Source organism: Streptomyces sp. NPDC001515, assembly GCF_053597115.1.
In genome coordinates this window covers 33,172-54,763 of sequence record NZ_JBSFHN010000032.1, presented here as the reverse complement: position 1 = coordinate 54,763, position 21,592 = coordinate 33,172, and the positions used below count along the sequence as shown (strand labels likewise).

Annotated in this window: 22 protein-coding genes; 17 read left to right on the top strand and 5 right to left on the bottom strand. The window is 74.1% G+C overall.

The annotated features are described in order from the left end of the window. Positions 1 to 65 precede the first annotated feature (65 nt). From ACWCXC_RS28730 to ACWCXC_RS28685, 10 genes are all read left to right on the top strand, one after another. A complete protein-coding gene (locus ACWCXC_RS28730) occupies positions 66 to 1,289 on the top strand; it encodes a sensor histidine kinase (protein ID WP_450684375.1) in 1,224 nt (407 codons plus the stop codon). After that, positions 1,286 to 2,005 carry a response regulator transcription factor gene (locus tag ACWCXC_RS28725; protein WP_450890948.1) on the top strand — a complete coding sequence of 240 codons (720 nt, stop codon included), beginning with the start codon at positions 1,286 to 1,288 and terminating at the stop codon, positions 2,003 to 2,005. The genes ACWCXC_RS28730 and ACWCXC_RS28725 overlap by 4 nt, the downstream gene beginning before the upstream one ends. An 86-nt stretch (positions 2,006 to 2,091) precedes the next feature. Next, the gene (locus tag ACWCXC_RS28720; RefSeq protein ID WP_450684373.1) at positions 2,092 to 3,270 is read left to right on the top strand and encodes a cytochrome P450 family protein; all 1,179 of its coding nucleotides are present in this window, start codon (positions 2,092 to 2,094) and stop codon (positions 3,268 to 3,270) included. 70 nt (positions 3,271 to 3,340) lie between these two features. Beyond that, entirely contained in the window at positions 3,341 to 3,760 is a 420-nt protein-coding gene (locus ACWCXC_RS28715; protein ID WP_450890947.1) for a PaaI family thioesterase, read from the top strand. Between the two features lie 11 nt (positions 3,761 to 3,771). Beyond that, positions 3,772 to 4,968 (top strand): cytochrome P450 family protein, encoded by a 1,197-nt coding sequence (locus tag ACWCXC_RS28710; protein WP_450684371.1) that lies wholly within the window; start codon positions 3,772 to 3,774, stop codon positions 4,966 to 4,968. Between the two features lie 304 nt (positions 4,969 to 5,272). Next, entirely contained in the window at positions 5,273 to 6,286 is a 1,014-nt protein-coding gene (locus tag ACWCXC_RS28705; RefSeq protein ID WP_450684370.1) for a substrate-binding domain-containing protein, read from the top strand. Then, positions 6,283 to 7,332 (top strand): ABC transporter permease, encoded by a 1,050-nt coding sequence (locus ACWCXC_RS28700; protein WP_450684369.1) that lies wholly within the window; start codon positions 6,283 to 6,285, stop codon positions 7,330 to 7,332. Before ACWCXC_RS28705 ends, ACWCXC_RS28700 begins: the two co-directional genes overlap by 4 nt. Continuing rightward, positions 7,329 to 8,177, top strand: coding sequence for an ATP-binding cassette domain-containing protein (locus ACWCXC_RS28695; RefSeq protein ID WP_450684368.1), 849 nt, complete (start codon positions 7,329 to 7,331; stop codon positions 8,175 to 8,177). The genes ACWCXC_RS28700 and ACWCXC_RS28695 overlap by 4 nt, the downstream gene beginning before the upstream one ends. Positions 8,178 to 8,340: 163 nt before the next feature. Beyond that, positions 8,341 to 9,504 carry an ROK family glucokinase gene (locus ACWCXC_RS28690; protein ID WP_450890946.1) on the top strand — a complete coding sequence of 388 codons (1,164 nt, stop codon included), beginning with the start codon at positions 8,341 to 8,343 and terminating at the stop codon, positions 9,502 to 9,504. A gap of 14 nt (positions 9,505 to 9,518) precedes the next feature. Then, entirely contained in the window at positions 9,519 to 10,109 is a 591-nt protein-coding gene (locus ACWCXC_RS28685) for a hypothetical protein (protein ID WP_450686061.1), read from the top strand. A gap of 26 nt (positions 10,110 to 10,135) precedes the next feature. Here the strand turns inward: ACWCXC_RS28685 and ACWCXC_RS28680 are convergent, their stop codons facing one another. After that, positions 10,136 to 10,360, bottom strand: a complete 225-nt coding sequence (locus ACWCXC_RS28680) for a hypothetical protein (RefSeq protein WP_383650903.1) — start codon at positions 10,358 to 10,360, stop codon at positions 10,136 to 10,138. A 372-nt stretch (positions 10,361 to 10,732) separates the two neighbouring features. On the opposite strand from ACWCXC_RS28680, the gene ACWCXC_RS28675 reads away from it, so the two are divergent. The 3 genes from ACWCXC_RS28675 to ACWCXC_RS28665 all read left to right on the top strand — a co-directional run bounded on the left by ACWCXC_RS28675 (position 10,733) and on the right by ACWCXC_RS28665 (position 13,204). Next, complete coding sequence (locus ACWCXC_RS28675) at positions 10,733 to 11,338, top strand: Rv1733c family protein (RefSeq protein WP_450686060.1); 606 nt, start codon at positions 10,733 to 10,735, stop codon at positions 11,336 to 11,338. Positions 11,339 to 12,116: 778 nt separating this feature from the next. Beyond that, positions 12,117 to 12,536 carry a S8 family serine peptidase gene (locus tag ACWCXC_RS28670; protein ID WP_450686059.1) on the top strand — a complete coding sequence of 140 codons (420 nt, stop codon included), beginning with the start codon at positions 12,117 to 12,119 and terminating at the stop codon, positions 12,534 to 12,536. Next, positions 12,533 to 13,204 (top strand): hypothetical protein, encoded by a 672-nt coding sequence (locus ACWCXC_RS28665; RefSeq protein WP_450890945.1) that lies wholly within the window; start codon positions 12,533 to 12,535, stop codon positions 13,202 to 13,204. Before ACWCXC_RS28670 ends, ACWCXC_RS28665 begins: the two co-directional genes overlap by 4 nt. Positions 13,205 to 13,600: 396 nt before the next feature. On the opposite strand, the gene ACWCXC_RS28660 is transcribed toward ACWCXC_RS28665, so the two are convergent. Beyond that, positions 13,601 to 14,665 carry an S-methyl thiohydantoin desulfurase domain-containing protein gene (locus ACWCXC_RS28660; RefSeq protein ID WP_450890944.1) on the bottom strand — a complete coding sequence of 355 codons (1,065 nt, stop codon included), beginning with the start codon at positions 14,663 to 14,665 and terminating at the stop codon, positions 13,601 to 13,603. A gap of 53 nt (positions 14,666 to 14,718) precedes the next feature. Then, positions 14,719 to 16,371: an OPT/YSL family transporter gene (locus ACWCXC_RS28655; RefSeq protein ID WP_450684090.1), complete on the bottom strand. Its 1,653-nt coding sequence runs from the start codon at positions 16,369 to 16,371 to the stop codon at positions 14,719 to 14,721. 266 nt (positions 16,372 to 16,637) lie between these two features. On the opposite strand from ACWCXC_RS28655, the gene ACWCXC_RS28650 reads away from it, so the two are divergent. Both ACWCXC_RS28650 and ACWCXC_RS28645 read left to right on the top strand, forming a co-directional pair. Then, positions 16,638 to 17,420: an IclR family transcriptional regulator gene (locus tag ACWCXC_RS28650; protein WP_450684091.1), complete on the top strand. Its 783-nt coding sequence runs from the start codon at positions 16,638 to 16,640 to the stop codon at positions 17,418 to 17,420. Positions 17,421 to 17,555: 135 nt separating this feature from the next. Further along, on the top strand, positions 17,556 to 18,104 hold the full coding sequence (locus ACWCXC_RS28645) for a GNAT family N-acetyltransferase (RefSeq protein WP_450684092.1): 549 nt from the start codon (positions 17,556 to 17,558) through the stop codon (positions 18,102 to 18,104). Between the two features lie 7 nt (positions 18,105 to 18,111). Here the strand turns inward: ACWCXC_RS28645 and ACWCXC_RS28640 are convergent, their stop codons facing one another. Further along, on the bottom strand, positions 18,112 to 18,723 hold the full coding sequence (locus ACWCXC_RS28640; RefSeq protein ID WP_450890943.1) for a CGNR zinc finger domain-containing protein: 612 nt from the start codon (positions 18,721 to 18,723) through the stop codon (positions 18,112 to 18,114). Between the two features lie 144 nt (positions 18,724 to 18,867). Here ACWCXC_RS28640 and ACWCXC_RS28635 point away from each other — a divergent pair, with 144 nt between their 5' ends. Beyond that, positions 18,868 to 20,163: an MFS transporter gene (locus tag ACWCXC_RS28635; protein WP_450684094.1), complete on the top strand. Its 1,296-nt coding sequence runs from the start codon at positions 18,868 to 18,870 to the stop codon at positions 20,161 to 20,163. Positions 20,164 to 20,196: 33 nt separating this feature from the next. On the opposite strand, the gene ACWCXC_RS28630 is transcribed toward ACWCXC_RS28635, so the two are convergent. Next, the gene (locus tag ACWCXC_RS28630; protein ID WP_450684095.1) at positions 20,197 to 20,880 is read right to left on the bottom strand and encodes an alpha/beta fold hydrolase; all 684 of its coding nucleotides are present in this window, start codon (positions 20,878 to 20,880) and stop codon (positions 20,197 to 20,199) included. A gap of 185 nt (positions 20,881 to 21,065) precedes the next feature. Between ACWCXC_RS28630 and ACWCXC_RS28625 the strand changes: the two genes are divergently transcribed. Then, positions 21,066 to 21,578, top strand: a complete 513-nt coding sequence (locus ACWCXC_RS28625; RefSeq protein ID WP_450684096.1) for a SigE family RNA polymerase sigma factor — start codon at positions 21,066 to 21,068, stop codon at positions 21,576 to 21,578. Positions 21,579 to 21,592: the final 14 nt, after the last annotated feature.

The following is a 21,592-nucleotide window of genomic DNA, read 5'->3' as shown; positions in this document are numbered from 1 at the left end:
GACTTTGGTCGCCCGACGGGCCCGAAGGCCCCGGGGCCCCGCCCCGGCTGCGTAGCTTTGTCGACATGACGCGTACGGAATACCCCTGGCTGCTGCCCTCCTCGATGGCGGACCCGGAACTGCCCGGGGACCGGGGCGGCCGCGCCCGCCGCACCGTGCGGGACTGGGCGGTCGACCTGACGGCCTTCCTCTGCGCGGCGGGCCTCGGCATGGCGGCCCTCTCGACGATCGAGGCCGACCCCACCACCGACGACGTGTTCGTCCTCGTGGACTCGCTGGTGGGCGCCGCCGCCTGCTGCGCCCTGTGGGTCCGGCGCCGCTGGCCGGTCGGGCTCGCCGTCGCCCTGACCGCGCTCAGCCTGGTCGAACCCGTCGCGGCGGGCGCCTGGCTGGTCGCGCTCTTCAGCGTCGCCGTCCACCGGCCGTTCCGCCCCGTCGCCCTCATCGGCGCCGCCGCCCTGGTGACCGTCCCGGTCCAGCCGTATCTGCGCCCGGACCCGACCACCTCCTTCCTCGCCTCCACCGTCGTCGGGGCGCTGCTCGTCCTGCTCGTCCTCAGCTGGGGCATGGTCGTCCGCTCCCGCCGCCAGCTCGTCGTCACCCTGCGCGAGCGCGCCGTACGGGCCGAGAGCGAGGCCGCGCTCCGCGCCGAACAGGCCCAGCGGCTGGCCCGCGAGGCCATCGCCCGCGAGATGCACGACGTCCTCGCCCACCGGCTGACCCTGCTCAGCGTGCACGCCGGCGCCCTGGAGTTCCGCCCGGACGCGCCGCCCGCCGAGGTGGCCCGCGCCGCCGGCGTCATCCGGGACAGCGCCCACGAGGCCCTCCAGGACCTGCGCCAGATCATCGGTGTGCTGCGCGGCCCCGGCGACAGCGACGGCGGCGGCGACCGGCCGCAGCCCACCCTCGCCACCCTCGACGCGCTCGTCGCCGAGTCCCGGCTCGCCGGGATGCGCGTCACGCTCGACAACCGGATCGCCGACCCGGCCGCCGCGCCCGCCGCCGTCGGCCGCACCGTCTACCGGATCGCCCAGGAGGGCCTGACCAACGCCCGCAAGCACGCCCCCGGCGCCGAGGTCACCCTCACCGTCGACGGCGGGCCCGGCCGGGGCCTCACCGTCGAGATCCGCAACCCCGCCCCCGTCCACCCCTTCGAGCAGGTCCCGGGGTCGGGTCAGGGCCTCATCGGGCTGACCGAACGGGCCACCCTGGCCGGCGGCCGGCTCGACCACGGACCGGAGCCCGACGGCGGATTCGGCGTACGGGCCTGGCTACCGTGGTCCCCATGACCTTCCCGGCACCCGCCCCCGCGCCCCGGCCCGTCCGGCTCCTGATCGTCGACGACGACCCGCTGGTCCGGGCCGGGCTGACCCTGATGCTCGGCGGCGCCGACGACATCGACATCGTCGGCGAGGGAGCCGACGGCGGCGAGGCCGCCGACCTCGTCGACCGGCTCCGGCCCGACGTGGTGCTGATGGACATCCGGATGCCGGTCATGGACGGACTGACCGCCACCGAGCGGCTGCGGGCCCGCCCCGACGCCCCCGAGATCATCGTCCTCACCACCTTCCACGCCGACGAGCAGGTGCTGCGCGCGATCCGCGCCGGGGCGGCCGGCTTCGTCCTCAAGGACACCCCGCCCGCGCGGATCGTCGAATCCGTGCGGCGGGTCGCCGCCGGAGACCCCGTCCTCTCGCCCGCCGTCACCCGGCAGTTGATGGCGCGCGCCGCCGGACCCGGCCGGGACGAGCGGGCCGGCCGCGCCGAGCGGGCCCGCCGGCGCGTCGCCTGCCTCGCCGACCGGGAGCGCGAGGTCGCCATCGCCGTGGCGCGGGGCCGCTCCAACGCGGAGATCGCCGCCGCGCTCTATCTGAGCGTCGCCACCGTGAAGACCCAGGTGTCACGGATTCTCGCCAAGTTCGATTTCAACAACCGGGTGCAGATCGCGCTGTTGATCCACGACGCGGGCCTGCTGGACGCCGAGGACGGCGACGACCTGGCCTGAACCCTTCGTTCGCCGTTCCCGGACCGCCCTAGGCTGATCCCGGCGGTCCGGGCGGCCGGACCGCGCAGACAGGGAGGGTGGGGCCCATGTCCGACGTCGAGACCGACCTCTACGCGAACGCCGACTTCCTCGCGGACCCGTATCCGTACTACGCGAGGATGCGTGCCGCCGGACCCGTGCACAGCGTCCGCACCGACGAGTACGAACAGGCATGGCTCGTCGTCGGCCACGAGGAGGCGCGGGCCGTCCTCGCCGACCCCCGCTTCGCCAAGAACTGGCGCACCCTGCCCGGCCAGACGGACTCCGGGGTCGCCATCAAATACAACATGCTGGAGATGGACGGCGCGGACCACACCCGGCTGCGCAAGCTCGTCGCCCGGGAGTTCACCCCGCGCCGCATCGAGGCCATGCGCCCCCGGGTCCAGCAGATCACCGACGACCTGCTCGACGCGATGGTGCCGGCCGGACGGGCCGACCTCGTCGACGCGCTCGCCTTCCCGCTGCCCATGACCGTCATCTGCGAACTCATCGGCGTCCCCGACCTGGACCGCGAGGCCTTCCGCGCGATGTCCGCCGCCGTCGTCTCCACGCTCGGCGAGAAGGAGGACCCCGACGCGTTCCGGACCATGGGCGCCTACCTCGCCGACCTCATCGCGACCAAACGCCGGACACCGGGCGACGACCTGCTGAGCGCCCTGATCGCCGCCCGGGACGACGACCTCGGCCGGCTGTCCCCCGGGGAACTGATCGGCATGGCCTTCCTGCTGCTGGTCGCCGGCCACGAGACCACCGTCAACCTGATCGGCAACGGGGTCCGGGCTCTGCTCGACCACCCCGACCAACTGGCCGCCCTGCGCGCCGACTTCGGGCTGCTGGACGGTGCGGTCGAGGAGATGCTGCGGTACGAGGGACCGGTGGAGAACGCCACCTACCGCTTCGCCCGGGAGCGGGTCACGCTCGCCGGACGGGTCATCGAGGCCGGGGAGACGGTCCTGGTCTCCCTCGCCGGGGCCGGCCGCGACGGTGCGCGCCACCCGGCGCCCGACACCTTCGACATCCGCCGCGAACCGCGCGGCCACCTGGCGTTCGGCCACGGCGCGCACTTCTGCATCGGCGCCCCGCTGGCCCGCATGGAGGGCCGCATCGCGATCCGCGCCCTGCTGGAGCGCTGCCCCGGCCTCGCCCCGGACCCGGACGGCACCGCCCCCGAGTGGGTGCCCGGTCTGCTGATCCGGGGGGCGCGGCGGCTTCCGGTCCGCTGGTGAGCCGAACCGCCCCCGCCGAGGCAGCCGCTCCGGATACGTTCGGCCCCTCGGAACCCCGAAAGGACCCCTCATGACCGGACTCGACCTGCGGGCGGCACAGAAGGTGCTGGAGAGCCAGCCGTTCAGCACCCTCGTCGGCGCACGCGTCACCGCATTCGGCGGTGGCGCGGCCACGCTGGAGATCGACAGCCGCGAGGAACTGCGGCAGCAGAACGGATTCCTGCACGGCGGTGTGCTGGCCTACGCCGCCGACAACGCGCTCACCTTCGCCGCCGGGACGACGCTCGGCCCGGCCGTGCTGACCGGCGGCTTCTCCATCCAGTATCTGCGGCCCGCCACCGGAACCACCCTGGTCGCCCGCGCCGAGGTCGTCCACAGCGGCCGCCGGCAGGCCGTCGCCCGGTGTGATCTGTCCGTGGTGGGGGAGGACGGTGCCGAAACGCTCTGCGCCGTCGCCCAGGGCACCGTCCTCAGCGCCACCCCGTCCTGAAGGAGCCCCCCGTGACCCTCGCCGCCATAGTCGACCTCGGGGCCCTCGGGGAGGCGTTCACCCGGGACCCGCACCCCGTCTACGCCTCCCTGCGCGCCCGCGGTCCCGTCCACCGCGTCCTGCTCCCCGACACCACGCCCGCCTGGCTCGTGGTCGGTTACGAGGAGGGCCGCGCAGCCCTCGCCGACCAGCGGTTCTCCAAGGAGTGGCACAACTCCGCGCCCGAGCTGGGACTCAGCCAGGTCGCCGCCGGGGTCTCCATGCTCAGCTCGGACGCCCCCGTCCACACCCGGCTGCGCAAGCTGGTCACCCGCGAGTTCACCGCCCCCCGGATGCAGCGGCTCGTCCCGCGCGTACGGGAGATGACGGACGACCTGCTCGACACCATGCTGTCCGGGCCCGGCCGCTCGGCCGACCTCGTCGAGGCCCTCGCCTTCCCGCTGCCGATGTCCGTGATCTGCGAACTGCTCGGGGTGCCCTTCCTGGACCGCCGGCGCTTCCGCGACTGGTCCAACACCGCGGTCTCCTCCCTCGACGGCGCGGCCCGCCGCCGCGCCACCGCCGAGATGACCGCGTATCTCACCGGACTCCTCGCCGACAAACGCGAGCAGCCCGGCGAGGACCTGATGAGCGCCCTCATCCACACGGCCGACGAGGACGGCGACCGGCTCTCGGCCGGTGAGCTCCTCGGCATGGCCTGGCTGCTGCTCGTCGCCGGCCACGAGACCACCGTCAACCTCATCGCCAACGGCGTCCTCGCCCTGCTCACCCACCCGGACCAGCTCGCCGCCCTGCGCGCCGACCCCGGGCTCATCGACCGGGCCGTGGAGGAGATGCTGCGCTACGCGGGCCCGGTCGAGACCCCCACCTACCGCTTCACCACCGAAGCCGTCGACGTGGCCGGCACCCGTATCCCCGGCGGCGGCGAACTCGTCCTGATCGCCCTCTCCGACGCCAACCGCGACCCCGGCCGCTTCCCGGACGCCGAGCGCTTCGACATCACCCGCGACGCCCGCGGCCATCTGGCGTTCGGCCACGGCATCCACTACTGCCTGGGCGCGCCGCTGGCCCGGATCGAGGCGGCGGTGGCGATCGGCTCCCTGCTGGAGCGCTGCCCGGACCTGGCCCTGGACGCGGACCCCGAGGAGCTGACCTGGCGTACGGGGATGCTCATCCGGGGACCGGAGTCGCTGCCCGTGCGCTGGTGAGCGGGCGGGCGCCCCGGACCCCGCTCGGCCGGGCCGGCACCCCCTGCCGCCGCGCCCGCCGCCGCACCGTCGATTTCCCGCTGCTCGTACGGTGACACCGGCGCCGGGCTCTCGTACGGTGGCACGGGTCCCCGTGCCACGCACCCGGCCGGCGGGCCCGTACACGCCCCGGTCCGACACACGTGCCGTGCCCCTCCGGGGGACCGCGCACCCGGCTCGGGGATACTTGCCCAGCCGGGCCGGGACCTGTGGGACCCGGCTCCACCAGCAGCACCAACGAGCAGCACAAGAAGGGCACGGCGTCGTGGCAAGGGTTCGGACAGGGGTACGCGCGATGGGCGCCGTGCTTGCGGCGGTGCTCGGGGTCTCCCTCATGGGATGCAGCAGCACCGGCGGCAAGCGGGCGGAGGAGCGGGCGGCCCAGGCCGCCGCCGAGGGCCGGTCCGCGGTGAACACACCCCGCTGGACCTTCGCCATGGTCACCCACTCGGGCGACGGCGACACCTTCTGGGACATCGTCCAGAAGGGCGCCAAGATGGCCGCCCAGAAGGACAACATCAACTTCCTGTACTCGCACAACGACGAGGGGCAGCAGCAGGCCCAGCTCGTCCAGGCCGCCATCGACAAGAAGGTCGACGGGCTGATCGTCACCCTCGCCAAGCCCGACGCCATGAAGGCCGTCGTGGCCAAGGCCGTCAAGGCGGGCATCCCGGTGATCACGGTGAACTCCGGATCGGCCGAGTCCAAGAAGTACGGCGCGCTCACCCACATCGGCCAGGACGAGTCCATCGCGGGCGAGGCCGTCGGCGAGGAGCTGAACGCGCGCGGCCGCAAGAAGGCGCTCTGCATCCTGCACGAGCAGGGCAACGTCGGCCACGAGCAGCGCTGCGCCGGGGCGAGGAAGACCTTCGACGGCGAGATGCAGAACCTGTACGTGGAGGGCACCAACATGCCCGACGTCCAGGCGTCCATCGAGGCGAAGCTCCAGGCCGACAAGGACATCGACGCGGTCGTCACGCTCGGCGCCCCGTTCGCGGACGCCGCCGTCAAGGCCAAGGAGACCGCCGGGAGCAAGGCCGAGATCGACACCTTCGACCTGAACGCCAAGGTCGCGTCCGAGCTCCAGGCGAAGACCCTCGGCTTCGCCGTCGACCAGCAGCCCTACCTCCAGGGCTACGAGGCCGTCGACCTGCTCTGGCTCTACCGCTACAACCGCAACGTCCTTGGCGGCGGCCGGCCGGTCCTCACCGGCCCGCAGATCATCACCACCGACGACGCCGCCCAGCTCGCCGCGTACGCCGACCGGGGCACCCGATGACGGCGTCCGGAGCGTCCCCCGCCCCGGCAGCCGACGAGCGGCTGCTGCGCACCTCGCCGCTGCGCAAGCTCCTCGGCCGCCCCGAGCTGGGCTCGGTCGTCGGCGCGCTGGCGGTCTTCCTGTTCTTCTCGATCGTCGCGGACAGCTTCCTGCGCGCCACCAGCTTCGGCACGGTGCTCTACGCCGCCTCCACCATCGGGATCATGGCGGCGCCGGTCGCGCTGCTGATGATCGGCGGCGAGTTCGACCTCTCCGCCGGGGTACTGGTGACCAGCTCGGCGCTGGTCTCCTCGATGTTCAGTTACCAGATGACGGCCAACGTCTGGGTCGGCGTGTTCGTGTCCCTGCTGGTCACGCTCGCGATCGGCGCGTTCAACGGCTTCATGCTGACCCGGACGAAACTGCCCAGCTTCATCATCACGCTCGGCACCTTCCTGATGCTGACCGGACTGAACCTGGGCTTCACCAAGCTGATCAGCGGCACCGTCTCGACGAAGACCATCGGCGACATGGAGGGCTTCCCCTCGGCCCGCAAGGTCTTCGCCTCGCACCTGACGGTCGGCGGCGTCGAGCTGAAGGTGACCATCCTGTGGTGGGCCGTCCTCGTCGCGCTCGCCACCTGGATCCTGCTCCGCACCCGCTTCGGCAACTGGATCTTCGCCGTCGGCGGGGGAGCGGACGCGGCCCGCGCGGTCGGCGTCCCGGTGGTCCGCACCAAGATCGGCCTCTACCTCGGGGTGGCCTTCGCCGCCTGGGTCTCCGGCCAGCACCTGCTGTTCAGCTACGACGTGGTGCAGTCCGGCGAGGGCGTCGGCAACGAGCTGATCTACATCATCGCGGCCGTCATCGGCGGCTGTCTGATCACCGGCGGCTACGGCTCCGCCATCGGCTCGGCCGTCGGCGCCTTCATCTTCGGCATGACCAGCAAGGGCATCGTCTACGCGGAGTGGAACCCCGACTGGTTCAAGTTCTTCCTGGGAGCCATGCTGCTCCTGGCCACCCTGCTCAACGCATGGGTACGCAAGCGCGCGGAGGCGACCTCATGACGGCACCCCGGGAATCGAGCGGGCAGCCGCTGGTCGAGCTGGACCACGTCAGCAAGTTCTACGGCAACATCAAGGCGCTCCAGGACGTCTCCCTGGAGGTCCACGCGGGCGAGATCTCCTGCGTCCTCGGGGACAACGGCGCCGGCAAGTCCACCCTGATCAAGATCATCGCTGGGCTGCACCGGCACGACGCCGGGCGCTTCCTGGTGGACGGCGAGGAGACCGTCCTCGCCAATCCGCGCGACGCCCTGGACCGGGGCATCGCCACCGTCTACCAGGACCTCGCCGTCGTCCCGCTGATGCCGGTCTGGCGGAACTTCTTCCTCGGCTCCGAGCCGACCACCGGCGCCGGCCCCTTCAAGCGCCTGGACGTCCGGCTGATGCGCGAGACGACCCGTTCCGCGCTGCTGCGGATGGGCATCGACCTGCGCGACGTCGACCAGCCCATCGGCACCCTCTCCGGCGGTGAGCGCCAGTGCGTCGCCATCGCCCGCGCCGTCCACTTCGGCGCCAAGGTCCTCGTGCTGGACGAGCCGACCGCCGCGCTCGGCGTCAAGCAGTCCGGCGTCGTGCTCAAGTACGTCGCCGCCGCCCGGGACGCCGGGCTCGGCGTGGTCCTCATCACCCACAACCCGCACCACGCCTTCCTCGTCGGCGACCGCTTCGTCCTGCTCAAGCGGGGCGCTATGGCCGGGAGCCACACCAAGGACGACGTCACGCTCGACGAGCTGACCCGGCAGATGGCGGGCGGCAGCGAGCTGGAGGAGCTGAGCCACGAGCTGGAGCGGACCTCCCTGCCGGGCCGCCCGGACGCCCCGGCGGCCGGGGACGGCACCGCCGGCTGACCCCCGCCGCCGCGCCCGGCCGGCCCGCCTCCGGGACCGCCGGGCATGCGGCGGGTACGGCGGGCGACGTACGCACCCCCTCCGGCAGTGGCAGAATCGGGGGCGGCGGGCACCGTCCGCCGCCGGAACCCCAGGGACCGGCCCCCCAGACCCCGCAGGGACGATGAGCACGTACCGCGACTTCACACACCGCGGCTCCGCCCGCGCCACCGTCCTGCGGACCGTCGGCACCCGGGAGAGGCGTTCGCACCTCACCGCGCCCCGGGTCCCCACCGTCGGCATCGACATCGGCGGGACGAAGGTGATGGCCGGTGTCGTCGACGCCGACGGCACCATCCTGGAGACCGTGCGCACCGAGACGCCGGACAAGTCCAAGAGCCCCAAGGTCGTCGAGGACACCATCGTCGAGCTGGTGCTCGACCTCTCCGACCGCCACGACGTCCACGCCGTGGGCATCGGCGCGGCCGGCTGGGTCGACGCCGACCGCTCCAAGGTCCTCTTCGCCCCGCACCTGGCCTGGCGCGACGAACCCCTGCGCGACGCCCTCGCGTCCCGGCTCGTCGTCCCCGTCATGGTGGACAACGACGCCAACACCGCCGCCTGGGCCGAGTGGCGCTTCGGCGCCGGCCGGGGCGAGGACCACCTGGTCATGATCACATTGGGCACCGGCATCGGCGGCGCGATCCTGGAGGACGGCCGGGTCAAGCGCGGCCGGTACGGCGTCGCCGGTGAGTTCGGCCACATGCAGGTGGTGCCCGGCGGCCACCGCTGCCCCTGCGGCAACCGGGGCTGCTGGGAGCAGTACAGCTCCGGCAACGCCCTGGTCCGCGAGGCCAGGGAGCTGGCCGCCGCGGACTCGCCGGTCGCCCACGGGATCATCGAGCGGGTCAAGGGCAACATCCCCGACATCACCGGCCCGCTCATCACCGAACTCGCCCGCGAGGGCGACGCGATGTGCGTGGAACTCCTCCAGGACATCGGCCAGTGGCTCGGCGTCGGCATCGCCAATCTGGCCGCCGCGCTCGACCCCTCCTGCTTCGTCATCGGCGGCGGCGTCAGCGCCGCGGACGACCTGCTGATCGGGCCGGCCAGGGACGCCTTCAAACGGCATCTCACCGGACGCGGCTACCGCCCCGAGGCCAAGATCGCCAAGGCCCAGCTCGGCCCCGAGGCCGGTATGGTCGGCGCGGCCGACCTCGCCCGGCTGGTGGCCCGCCGCTTCCGGCGCACCAACCGCCGGCGCGTGGAGCGCTACGAGCGGTACGCCCAGATCTACGACCAGGCCGCGAGCACCATCCGCAACACCCGCAACACCCGCACTTCCTAGGGACGCCCACACCCATGACCGCAGCCGAGCACCCCGTCGTGCCGCGCCAGTCCCCGCCGCCCGGCGAGGACCCGTCCCCCGAGGAACGGCGGCGGACGATCCGCCGGCGCCTGATCACGGCGACCATCATCGTGCTGCTGATCGGCGTCCCCGCCGGTTACCTGCTGATCTCCGCGGGCCAGAGCCGCCGCTCCGGCCAGGACAAGGCCGCCGAGGCGGCGGCCCAGGGACTGCGCGAGGGCTGGCCCTCGCGCATGCTCCGCCGGATCTTCGAGGTCCCGATCCCCCGGGACGCGGTCGAGGTGCAGTACTACGAGACCAACAACTGGAAGGCCAGCCGGATGTACGTGCAGTTCCGCACGTCCTCCAACGGCCTGGACCGCTTCCTGACCCAGGTCGGCACCGGCCGGGCCGCGCTGGAAGCGGGCAAGGTCACCGTCGGGGCCCGCGACCGCAAGATCGCCGGCTGGCACTTCACCGACGGCGTCTCCTGGGCGGGAGTCCGGCACATCAACCCCGACCCGCGCCCCACCCAGGACATCACCGTCGACATGACGGACCCGATGTCCCCGGTCGTCTACGTGGTCTCCGCGGCGACCCCCTGACCGGGGCCGCCGTCCGGCGGGAGCGGTCAGGACGCGGTGTACTCATGGGCCGCGGCGCCCTGCCACTCGACGAGCGACGGGGTGTCGAGCGCCCGCTCGGGATCGGCCATCCCGGCGTCCGCGAGGAAGACGATGACGTCGTGGTCGCTGTGGGCGAGCCCCAGCTTCTCTTCGCGTCCGGCGATGTGCACGGTGACGAGCCGGGCCCCGGACGGGGTCGGCCGGTGGATCACGATCGGAGGAGTAGCCATACCTCCAGCGTGGCCCGGAGCGCCCGCACGCGCATCCGGTCCCCGCGTAACCGCGCACCCGGCCCCGGAATACGGTACGGTCCCGGCCCCGCACCACCCCCGACCGGCCGCGCACCACCCCCGCCCCGCGCCATCCTCGATCCGCGTCCAGACCCACCCCGCCCGCCCCGCGGGGCCCCCGGCCCCGTCGCGCCGGACGCCTGCGGGCCCCCCGGCCTGGCCCGCCGCCGCGCCGACAGCCCGGGGCGCGCCTTTCGAGCCCCGCCGCGCCGGTTCCGGCGTGCGCGGCGCCCCCGGGAGGGCCACGCTGGGACGGAGGCAGGGGCCCTGGGGCCGTCCCGCCCCTTTCCGCCGGGCACGGAGGCGAGCGCCATGGACAGCGACGATCTCCCGGACCTGGCTGCCGGGGTGCCCGGACGCCGCCACCCCGCGCATTGGTACGTGGTGTTCGCCGCGCTCTTCGCCTTGCTCTGCGGGCTGCTCGCCGCCGCCGCCGCCTGGCGCGCCGACGCCCGGGACGACGCCGAGGCCGCCGCCCACCGCCACCGGGTCGTCGCCACCACCACCGACCGGTCCGTGATCATCCCGGAGACCCGCTACGCCGCCTCGCCCACCGCCACCGCCCCGGCCCGCTGGGAGTACCCCGTCCACACGCGGCGGAGCGGCACCGTCCATGTGCGGCCGGACACCGCGAAGGGGACCCCGGTGGAGATCTGGGTCGACGACGCGGGCGCCTACCGCACCCGGCCCGCGTTCGGCCTCGCGCAGCGCGGCCTGACCTCCGCCGCCTTCGGTATCGTCGTCACCGGCCTGGTGGCCCTGGCCGAGGGCGGCGGTCTGCTGCTCGCCCGCAGACGGGCCCTGAACCGACGGCTCGACGCCTGGGAACGCGAATGGGAGGCGCTCGAACCGGTCTGGACGGGCCGGCGCCCGCGCGATCGCGGCCCCGACGACGGAACCGGCCCGCCCGCCCCGTGACCTCCCGCTGGCGGTTTGACGACACGTCGTGATCCCGCCAGCGACGCCCCTTCCGCCCTGCTCCGTGCGGCACCGATGATCGTGCGACGATCCCCGGCCCCTCCCGAGCGGAAGCAAGGCAGCCCATGACGCACGTCCCGGAACAACGACGCCTGTCCCTGGTGGTGGCGGCCACGCTTCTGGCCGCCGCTGCGGGTGCGGCGCCCGCGGCGGCCGCCGCACCGAAACCGACCGCCCCGCCGAGCGCCGCGGCCGTACTGGCCTCGCTCGACGGCCAGGAGCGCGCGGCGCTGCACCGCATGGCGGGCCTGGAGCTCGGCGGGGCGCACCTCTCCGAGAAGGCGCTCGCCTCCTCCGACCCCGTCGACGTCATCGTGCAACTGCGCACTCCGCCCGCCCGCACCGCCCGGCTGCTGGCCGCCGCGCAGGGCCGCGAGCTGAGCGAGAGCGACGCGCGCGCCGCCGTGACCGAGGCCCAGGACTCCTTCCGCGACGCGCTCGCCACGATGTTCCCGGCGCCGAAGGCCGGGGCGAAGGGGACGGCGAAGGACGCGGCGGCGGTGCCGAGGCCGCGCCGCGTCGAGTACGCCGGGGGCCGCACCCCGCGAACCGCCCGGCCCGGCACCCGGCCCACCGCCGCGCTCGACTCCATCGGCGGCGCCGAACTGGCCGGGCCGTCACCAAGAAGTCCGCCGCCGAGGCATGGCGCCACCTCGCCCCGGTCGAGGCGACCGCCCGCACGGCCGGGGCCGTCACCCGCCTCTGGCTGGACGCCAAGGTGCGGGGCACCACCGCCCCCGTCCCCACCACCACCCCGACCGTGCCGCTCACCGGCGCGGACGCCGCCCACCGCGCCGGACTCGACGGCACCGGCGTCAAGGTCGCCGTCCTGGACACCGGAATCGACGCGGACCACCCCGACCTCGCCGGCCGGATCGCGGCCACCAAGGTCTTCGTCACCGGCCAGGACGACCGGGACCGCACCGGTCACGGCACCCACACCGCGTCCACCGTCGCCGGCACCGGGGCCGCGTCCGGCGGCCGGTACGCCGGCATGGCTCCCGGCGCCGAACTCCTCGTCGGCAAGGTGCTCGGCGACGACGGCTCCGGCTCGATCAGCGGCATCGTCCAGGGGCGACCCAGACGGAGACCGTCCGCCCGCACGCCACGACCCGGCTGGACTTCGGGGCCGCGGTGATCGGACCGGCCCTCCCGGCCGCCCCCGCCTACCGCCTCAAGGACTCCGTGGTCTGGGCCGGAACACCGTGGTTCGTCGACGGCGACGGCACCCGGGGCGGCGCCGACTGGGGCGCGACGGGCACGCTCGCCCTGGTCCGGGACGGGCGGAAGCTCGGGGAGTGGAGCGCGGTCGGCGGCGCCAAGACCGTCACGGTCCCGGCCGGGCCCGGCCGGTACACCCTGGAGGCCGACCTCACCCGCGACCAGGCGTACGCGAGCCTGTCCACCCGGGTCCGGTCGCGATGGGCCTTCGACTCCGACACCGACGACGGGTCCGGCACCCTTCTGCCGCTGATGGGCGTGCGCTTCACCCCGCACGGCCTCGACGCCTCCGGCGGGGCCGCCCGCCTCGCGACCACGCGGGTGGACGTGACGGTCCAGCGGGCCCCCGGCGCGGTGGAGGCCGAGACCGGTCCGGTGCGGCTGGAGGTCAGCTGGGACGACGGCCTGACCTGGCGGACCGTCGAGCTGAGCGCGGGCACGGCCGCAACGCCGCCGCACGCCGGTCTGACCGCCCCCGCCGACGCCTCGTACGCGACGCTGCGCGCCACGGTCTCCGCGAGCGACGGCAGCACGGTCGAGCAGACGGTGACCCGCGCCTTCGAGGTCAACAAGCCCCGGAGCTAGGGCCTTTCGTTCGGATCATGCTGGGCTCGCGGGGTGTGGCACGCGTGTCTGCGGCGTTGTCGTCGGTTGCCAAAGCTCCGCGTTGACGCCCTCCTCCGCCTTGCAGCCCCACGCACCACACCCCGCTCCCTGATCCAGCCTGATCCGAACGAAAGGCCCTGGCGGACTCGGTGCGCGGTCCGGCCACAGGCCGGCAACCGTACGGCGAAACGGCCCGCGCCGGTCCCGCTTCCAGGCGTTCCTGACGTCCGGCCGGACCTCGCGCTCCGGGCGGTGACCGGCACCCCGCTGGTCAACGCGGTGCGCGTCACCCGGCGCCCGGACCTGACCGCCTGAGACGGCGCACGGGCCCGCCCCCTTCGACGACAGGGGGGCGGGCCCGTGCGGCGGTCCGGATCAGACGCGGGAGAGGGCCCTCGCCTCCGGGGCGAAGCGCACACCCAGCAGTTCCTCGACCGGGGCGTACACCTCGGGCATGTACATCGTCGTGGACAGCAGCAGGTTGTCGGCCGGGGCGACCAGCACGCTCAGCCGCGTGCCCACGGCGACGTCGGCGGAGGCCAGCGGCTGCCCGTCCTCGTCGAACGTCGTGATCAGGTCCGGGAAGGAGGCCCGGCGCTCTCCGCCGACGTCCAGCGCCATGTACTCGTTGACGAAGTGCAGCGTGGTGCCGGCCGCGTCGTCCAGGACCGCGACGCCCACGTCCAGACCCTCGCGCTGCGCGCAGCGGTACGTGCGCACCGTGCCGGTCACCGCGATCTCGCCGCCGAGCTGCGCGGCGGCACCGGCCGGGCCGTCCGCGAGGAAGCGGCGGCCCAGCTCGATGGCGAACCCGATGGCGCCCGGCGCCCCGTTGCGCACCGCGTAACCGACCTCGACCGGGTTGCGGGCCACGCCCACCCAGCCGCCCGCCTCGACGGAGGCGCGCCGCACCACGTTCGACGTGGCCTCCAGACCGCCGGAGACGGCCCCCTCCACATAGGAGTGCGGCTTGCCGCCCGCATAGCCCTGGCTGGAGCGGTAGCCGTCCTCGTGGTGCAGGCCCATCGCACCCATCACGCTGGAGGGGTGGGCGCGTCCGTTGCAGGCCAGGTCGATGACGGGCAGGCCGGTCATCGCCGAGTGGAACCAGCCGTTGATGGTGGTCTCGGCACCGTTCTCGTTGGTGTGGACGGCGACCAGCTCACGGGGCAGTTCGCGGCGGAGCAGCTCCAGGGCGCGCAGCAGATGCGTGGGCAGGACCTGCGGGTCGGGTGCGGCCGGGGCACCGACCAGGGCCACCGTCGCGGTCAGGTCGTCGGCCGCGAACTCGTCGGCGGTCCACAGCTCCGGCGTGCCCACCTGGAGGGCCAGTTCGGCGGTGCGCAGGCCCCGCTCGACGAACCCGCCGCCGCCACCGCCCAGTACGGCACCGCCGTACACGGCCGCGCGGAGGTCGTCATGGGTCAGCTGTCGCTTCATCGGAGGGGTCTCCCAGGGTGTTTCGATGCGGGGGGTGAGGGGGTGAGAGAGGGCTAACCGGCGGCCTTGAACACGCCGTTGCCGAAGGAGTAGAGCGCGTCGCCGGCGATCGCGCCCCCGGCGAAGACCTCCAGGTCCTCCGTGGCCTTCCGGCCGAGGACCCGCGGGGCCAGGACGCGGACGGCGAGTCCGGCGGCGACCATCCAGCCCGCCATCGGCGTGGTGATCAGCAGCCCGGTCGCCAGCAGGATGCCGAGCTGCCGCCGCGATCCGCCGAGCAACTGGACCAGCGCCCCGGGGATCGCCCACAGCGCCAGGTGCCGGGCGGTCTCGGCCGAGGGGCCGGCCTTGATCGCGGCCACGTACGCGGCGTCGATCGGGGCGGTACGGCCGCTGTCGAAGAAGATGCGGTACGAGACGAGGACGACGGCGATGGCGACGACGAAACCGATCATCGCGGCGATGAGCTGCTGGCGCCGGCCCTCCAGCTCGAAGGCCGGATCGGCGTTCTCGCCGCGCAGCAGATGGCCGGCCTTGAGGTCGTAGCCCATGTCCGCGAAGGCCGGGCCGGTGGCGGCCGTGAAACCGGACAGCACGACCAGGGCCTCCGGCGGGAAGCCGATGAGGATGCCGAGAAGCAGGGTGATCAGGGCGATGGCGAAGGCCGGGAACCAGCCGGAGTGCATGGAGGCGATGCCGACCAGCAGTTCGTGGAGGAAGGCGGCGACGGACGCGTACAGCAGGAAGCCGATCAGCATGCCGGGGGACATGTGGGTGGCCGCGCCGGTGCCGAAGGCCAGCAGGACGGAGATCACGAGGTAGGCACCGAAGCCCAGCCGCATGGAGCGGCCCAGCCGGCGCGCCCCGTCCTCGGCGTCCCCGGCCGTCGTCCCGGCGGTGCGGGGCGCTGCCGGACCGGTGCGGGGCGCGTGGGTGCGCCGGGCCGCGAGGACGGTGCGGCCGACCTGGACCAGGGCGACCAGGCCGGCGCCCATCATCATGCCGTGCGGCAGGTACATGCCGTTCAGATCGAGCCCGAACAGCGGGTCCGCGTACTGCGTGAAGAGCAGTCCGGCCCCGAACGCCGCCATGGCGCCGAGCCCACCGATCAGGGCCACGCCGAACGCCGACATCGGCAGCGCGAACACGGCGCCCACCAGACCGGTCAGCAGTCCCAGGCCCAGCACCTTGGCGCGCCGCCCGCCCTCGTCGCCCGCCTTGATGGCCTCGGCGGCGGCGAGCCCCGGCGGCCACGGGTTCGCCGCCGGGAAGGCCGGGGTGTCGAACATGCGGTAGAGCAGCCAGGCGTCGACGAGCATCGCGGCGGAGACCCCGATGAGCATCGGGACGATCATGTCGTCCATCCCGAAGAGGAACGGGATGCCGATCGGCAGGAACAGGCTGTTGGCCGCGCCGAACGTGGCCGAGGAGATGCTGGTCTGCGCCAGGTTCTGCGCGTGGACCGAGCGGAAGCCGCGGAACACCACGAACGGCAGCCGGGCCAGCGTCATCGCGGCCAGCGCGCCGATCAGCGAGGTGCTGGGGGTGACCCCGAGCGTGGCGAGCAACTGCACGCCCACGACGGCGCCGAAGACGCTGAGCACCACGGTGAGGATCAGATTGCCGGGGGCCAGGGCGCGCGGGTGGCGCCGTCCGCCGTGCTCGGCGGACGGGGTCCCGGCCTGGGGCGGGGCGTCAGTGGTCATGCTCCTCGGTGCTTCCGTGTGGGGCGGGGGCCGGTGGCGTCGTCGTTTCGGGCCCCGCCGGGTAGTTCTAAAATCTGGAACCATGTCTGAATATTCGGATCTCCAGGATCATGCCTACGGTGAACAGTGCCGTCAAGGCCGCCTCCGGGCTTCTCGCCATGTGGGCAGCCCGGCGGTGCGGACCGGGGCCGGTCGGGGCCGGCGGCCCGGGCCGCTTACGATCGGACGACACGACTCGGGGGACGCCCGGGGGAGGCGGGAGAACGGTGAGCACACTCGCCAACGCGCGCGATGTCCTGAAGCTGATGGCGCGCCTGCAGCGCGATCTGACCGTGACGGACGTGTCGACGGCGCTGGAGCAGCCGAAGAGCTCCGTGTCCCGGACGCTGAGCATGATGGCCGACTACGGCTTCCTCGACCGCGACCCGGTGAGCCGCGCCTACCGCCCCGGCCCCCTCGTCATGGAGGCCTCGTACCATCTGCGCGCCTCGCGCAGCACCGCCTCGCTGCTGGAGGAGGAGCTGGCCCGGCTGGTCGCCGACATCGGATACACCGGATACGTGGACGTGCTCGACGGCGCCGAGTCCCTGGTGCTCCACATGCGCATTGGTACGACGGGCGCCCTCCAGGCGTACACCCCGGCCGGCACCCGGGCCCCCGCCTACGCCAGCTCCATGGGGCGCGCCCTGCTCGCCCGCCTCGACGACGCCCAGGTGCTGCGGCTCGTCGGCGCCCGGCTGGAGCAGAGCACCGGCTCCGCCCCGCGCACCCCCGGCGAGCTGACCGCGTGCCTGGCCCGGGTCCGCGCCGACGGCTGGGACTCCTCGCGCGGCGAGTACGTCCCCGGCGTCGCCGGGATCTCCGCGGCCGTCCTCGACGGCGACACCGGCCAGGTCTTCGGCATCGGGATCGCCCTGCCCGCCCGCGAGGTCCACGACGAGAACGCGGCCCGCTTCGGCCGCGCCGTCCGGGACGCCGCGCTGCGCGTCGGCAAGCGCATCGGCGACCCGTACTGGCTGCGTTACGTGGACACCGGCCCGGCCCGCTGACCGCACCGGCACCGCGTTCCACCCGAGTTCCGGATTGTGGAACCGGATTGCGGTTTCCGGTGATGCGGGCCGATGCCCGTCGCGTTACGGGTGACCGACCGTCATCTCCGCCCCGCCCGGGATAGGTTGCCGGTCATGACCGCACCCGGACAGGAAGCCGCCACCGCCCACGAGGCATGGCCCCCCGCCCCGATCCGCACCGCACGCCTGGTGCTGCGCGCCTCCGAGGCGCGCGACCGCCCCGGGTTCGTGGAGCTGTTCTCCTCGCCCGAGGTGGGCGCGCACACCGGCGGCGCGCAGCCGCGCGAGGCGCTGGAACGCGCGATGCCGGAGGTCCCCGGACGCCGCCCCGGCCTCTTCGTGGCGGCGCGCGACGGTGCGCTGGTCGGCATCGTCACCCTGGACCGGCGCCCCGCCGAACGCCGGGGCCGCGTCCGTCCCGAGGGCGGCGAGACCGAACTCGGCTGTCTGTTCCTGCCGAAGGCGTGGGGGAGCGGCTACGCCACCGAGGCGTGCGCGGCGGCCCTCGGCTGGTGCGCCCGCGCACGGGCCGGTGAACCCGTCGTCCTCTCCACCCGGACCGCCAATGCCCCCGCGATGCGCCTCGCGGCGAAGCTCGGGTTCACGGAGGTGGAGCGGTTCGAGGAGTACGGCGCCGAGCAGTGGTTCGGCGTGCGCCGCTGACGGGCGCTCAGCCGGTGCCCGGGGAGCCCTCCGGCGCCCCGGCACCGGCACCGGCAGCGGCAGCGGTCTCGGCCCCGGCGGCGCCGCTCCGTTGCCGCGACGCGTAGGACCGCGCCTTGTTGCGGTTCCCGCAGACCCGCATCGAGCACCAGCGCCGGCTGCGGTTCTTCGACACGTCCCAGAACGCCCAGGCGCAGCTGTGCTCGGCGCACCGCTTGAGGCGCGCCGCGTCCCCCGTGGTGACCAACTGGCTCCAGGCCAGGGCCAGAACGGCCAGCGGGCGGCGCTCCGGGGGCAGATCCGGAACGGGGGCCAGCGTGCCCCGTGCGGTGACCAGCACCGGATGCCGCGCCAGCACCCGGTCCGCCCCGGCGAGCAGTGCCGGATCGGGGACGTCCCCGACGTGTGCGCCCAACTCCTCACGGATGCCCGCGCGCAGGGCCAGATAGTCGCGGTGGTCGGCGGGGGCGAGGGTCACGGACGGGTCGTCCAGCAGACCGCGACCCCCGAGCCAGGCGGACAGTCCCTGAGGAGTGGCGATCTCGTCGCTCGCCTCCTCCACGTCCACCGTGTTGGCGAAGGACTCCACCAGGACGGCCGAGGCCGGCGGTTCAAGCATGGCGTGTCACCTCCCGCGATCGTCCGCCATCCTACCCCCGTTCACCGGCTAACCGTTTTACCGGTTGCGCGGAGCCGCCGGCATGCGCCACAGTACGTTCACCGCCTAAGCCGTTAGGCGGTTAAAGGTGGGGAGGCGGCAGCCGTGAGCACAGGGACGTCCGTACGGTCGGAGAGCGGGGAAGCGGCATCGGACACGGGGGCGGGGGCGCGGTCTCCGGAGGAGACCGGCCGCCGCAACACCGCGGTCCTCGTCGGGTTCACGGCGGCCACCAACCTCGCCGACGGCGTGCTGAAGATGACCCTTCCGCTGCTCGCCGCCCGGCTCACCGGCTCACCGGCCCAGGTCACCGCGGTCTCCCTGACGGTGACGCTGCCGTGGCTGCTCGTCGCGCTCCACGTCGGCGTGCTCGTCGACCGCCTCGACCGGCGACGGCTGCTCTGGATCGCCGGCGCGCTGCGGGTGGCGGCCACCGGCTGGCTGCTCGCCACCGCCCTGACCGGCGGCCTCTCCCTGGGCGGGCTCCTCGCCGCCGGGGCGGTGCTGGGGACCGCCGACGTGCTGGCCTCGACCGCCGCCTCCGCCCTGGTGCCCTCGGCCGTGCCGCCCGAGGGACGCGAACGCGCCAACGCCTGGATGGTGGGCGCCGAGACGGTCGGCCAGGAATTCGTGGGCCCCTTCCTCGGCGGGCTCCTGCTCGCCGCCGGAACCGGCCTCGCGCTGGGCCTGGTCGGCATCTCCTACGCCGTCGCCGCCCTCGCCCTGCTCCTCCTGGCCGGCCGCTTCCGGCCCGCCCGCGACATCGCGGACTCCGCGTCGCGGGCGGCCGGCGGCCGGGTCACCGAAGGGCTGCGCTTCCTGTGGCGGGACCGCGTGCTGCGCACCCTGTCCCTGGTCGTCGCCGTGCTCTGCGCGGTCTGGGGTGCCTGGCTGGCACTGATCCCCCTCTACGCCTCCCGGGTCATGGGCCTCGACCCGCGGAGCTACGGCCTCGTCCTCAGCGCGCTCGGCGTCGGCGGACTGGTGGGCGCGCTCACCGTGACGCGGGTGAACCGGCTCCTCGGGGTGCGCCGCGCCATGCTCGCCGATCTCCTGGGGACCACCGCGATGGTGGCGCTCCCCGCGCTCACCACCAGCGTCTGGGCGGTGGCGGCCGGAGCCTTCCTCGGCGGCATGGGCGGCACCCTCTGGTCCGTCAACGCCCGCACCCTCTCCCAGCGCAAGGTCCCCGACGCGATGCAGGGCCGCTACGGCGCGGCTGCCCGTCTCTTCACCTTCGGCGCCATGCCGCTGGGCGCCGCCCTGGTCGGCGTGCTGGCCGAAGTCGGCGGCATGCGCACGGCCTTCGCCGTCTTCGCCCTGGCCACGGCGGTGACCCCGGTGTACTTCCTGCGGAACGTCACCCGTTCCACCTGGGAGGAGAGCGGGGCCGCGCGCTGACCGGCCCCGCCGCACGGCATCGGGCCCCGGTCCCTACGCCTCCGCGACCGCCGCCAGCACCTCCGCCAGGGCCCGGGGCCGGGTGAACATCGGCCAGTGCCCCGAGTCGAGGTCCACATAGGTGACATCGGCGGCACGGGCCAGCTCGGGACTCTCGCCCGCGGCGATCCACTCCTTCGCCTGCGCCGGGGTGAACTCCGGGCAGACCAGGGTCACCGGCACGGCCAGCCGGCGCTCGTCCGTCAGCCGCACCGCGCCCCGGGCGACGCCCTCGGGGACGGGGATCGCGACCGCCTCGAATGCCTTCCTCGCGGGCAGGTCCAGATCGGCCGCGTCCGGGCCCTCGAACGGCTCCCATCCCGGGAATGCCAGCTCCCCGTCCCTGATCGGCAGGAAATCGGCGTACGCCCGCCCGTCCTGCGCGGGGAAGCCGCCGATCAGCGCGGTCCCCGCGACCTTCCCCGGCCGTGCGTCGGCGGCCAGCCAGGCCAGCGTCGCCGCCGCGGAATGCCCCACCACCAGCGGCCGCCCGGGGGAGGCGTCCACGGCCGCGACGACGGCCGCCACCTGGTCCTCCAGCGTCGCGGAGGCGGCGCCGTCGCCCTGGCCGGGAAGCGTGAGGGCGACCGGGCGGTGGCCCAGCGCGGTGAGTTCGGGCACGACCTCGTCCCAGGCCGAGCCGTCGAGCCAGAGACCGGCGATGAGCAGCATGTCCACGGTGTCTCCCGGGAGTGAGCGGAGGAAAGGCGGGCTGCCCGCACGCTACCGGCCGGCACCGACAACGCCCCCGGCCACCGGATCCGCCGGACCGGCGCACACCTCCCGGGACCGGCATGAAACATTTCGTCACCTCCGCCGCATCGGTAAGGACGTAAGCGGCCGGCAAGGGAAAAGGGTGGCGGATGAGGCGGTCCCAGGAGGGCGCCTTCCGGGCGTTCGCGGAGGCCCGCATGGGGCATCTCTACCGTTCCGCGTGCCTGTTGACCAGCGGTGACACCCATCTCGCCGAGGACCTGGTGCAGGAGACGCTGGGGCGGATGTACGTGGTGTGGGGCCGGAGCCCCACGCTCGGCAACCCCGCCGCGTACGCGCAGACCGTGCTCGTCCGGGCCTTCCTCGCCCACCGGCGGCGGCGCTCGGCGGGCGAGCGGCCCAGCGAGGCGATACCGGAGGACGCGCGGACGACGGCGTCCGCCGACCCCTCGCTGCGCCTCACACTCCTGGACGCGCTGCGGCAACTGCCGCCGAAGGACCGGGCGGTGGTGGTGCTGCGGTACTGGGAGGACCGGTCCGTCACCGAGACCGCGGACGCCCTCTCCGTCAGCTCCGCGGCCGTACGCACCCGCAGCACCCGGGCACTCGCCCGGCTGCGGACGCTCCTCGGCGGGAGCCTCGCCGATCTCGCCGCACGCTGACCCGCTGGACCGAC

What these genes read in the sequence shown, in the direction of transcription:
- ACWCXC_RS28730 (WP_450684375.1), top strand. Translation starts at nt 66, where the DNA reads ATGACGCGTACGGAATACCCCTGGCTGCTGCCCTCCTCGATGGCGGAC.
- ACWCXC_RS28725 (WP_450890948.1), top strand. Translation starts at nt 1,286, where the DNA reads ATGACCTTCCCGGCACCCGCCCCCGCGCCCCGGCCCGTCCGGCTCCTG.
- ACWCXC_RS28720 (WP_450684373.1), top strand. Translation starts at nt 2,092, where the DNA reads ATGTCCGACGTCGAGACCGACCTCTACGCGAACGCCGACTTCCTCGCG.
- ACWCXC_RS28715 (WP_450890947.1), top strand. Translation starts at nt 3,341, where the DNA reads ATGACCGGACTCGACCTGCGGGCGGCACAGAAGGTGCTGGAGAGCCAG.
- ACWCXC_RS28700 (WP_450684369.1), top strand. Translation starts at nt 6,283, where the DNA reads ATGACGGCGTCCGGAGCGTCCCCCGCCCCGGCAGCCGACGAGCGGCTG.
- ACWCXC_RS28695 (WP_450684368.1), top strand. Translation starts at nt 7,329, where the DNA reads ATGACGGCACCCCGGGAATCGAGCGGGCAGCCGCTGGTCGAGCTGGAC.
- ACWCXC_RS28690 (WP_450890946.1), top strand. Translation starts at nt 8,341, where the DNA reads ATGAGCACGTACCGCGACTTCACACACCGCGGCTCCGCCCGCGCCACC.
- ACWCXC_RS28685 (WP_450686061.1), top strand. Translation starts at nt 9,519, where the DNA reads ATGACCGCAGCCGAGCACCCCGTCGTGCCGCGCCAGTCCCCGCCGCCC.
- ACWCXC_RS28680 (WP_383650903.1), bottom strand. Translation starts at nt 10,360, where the DNA reads ATGGCTACTCCTCCGATCGTGATCCACCGGCCGACCCCGTCCGGGGCC.
- ACWCXC_RS28675 (WP_450686060.1), top strand. Translation starts at nt 10,733, where the DNA reads ATGGACAGCGACGATCTCCCGGACCTGGCTGCCGGGGTGCCCGGACGC.
- ACWCXC_RS28660 (WP_450890944.1), bottom strand. Translation starts at nt 14,665, where the DNA reads ATGAAGCGACAGCTGACCCATGACGACCTCCGCGCGGCCGTGTACGGC.
- ACWCXC_RS28655 (WP_450684090.1), bottom strand. Translation starts at nt 16,371, where the DNA reads ATGACCACTGACGCCCCGCCCCAGGCCGGGACCCCGTCCGCCGAGCAC.
- ACWCXC_RS28645 (WP_450684092.1), top strand. Translation starts at nt 17,556, where the DNA reads ATGACCGCACCCGGACAGGAAGCCGCCACCGCCCACGAGGCATGGCCC.
- ACWCXC_RS28640 (WP_450890943.1), bottom strand. Translation starts at nt 18,723, where the DNA reads ATGCTTGAACCGCCGGCCTCGGCCGTCCTGGTGGAGTCCTTCGCCAAC.
- ACWCXC_RS28625 (WP_450684096.1), top strand. Translation starts at nt 21,066, where the DNA reads ATGAGGCGGTCCCAGGAGGGCGCCTTCCGGGCGTTCGCGGAGGCCCGC.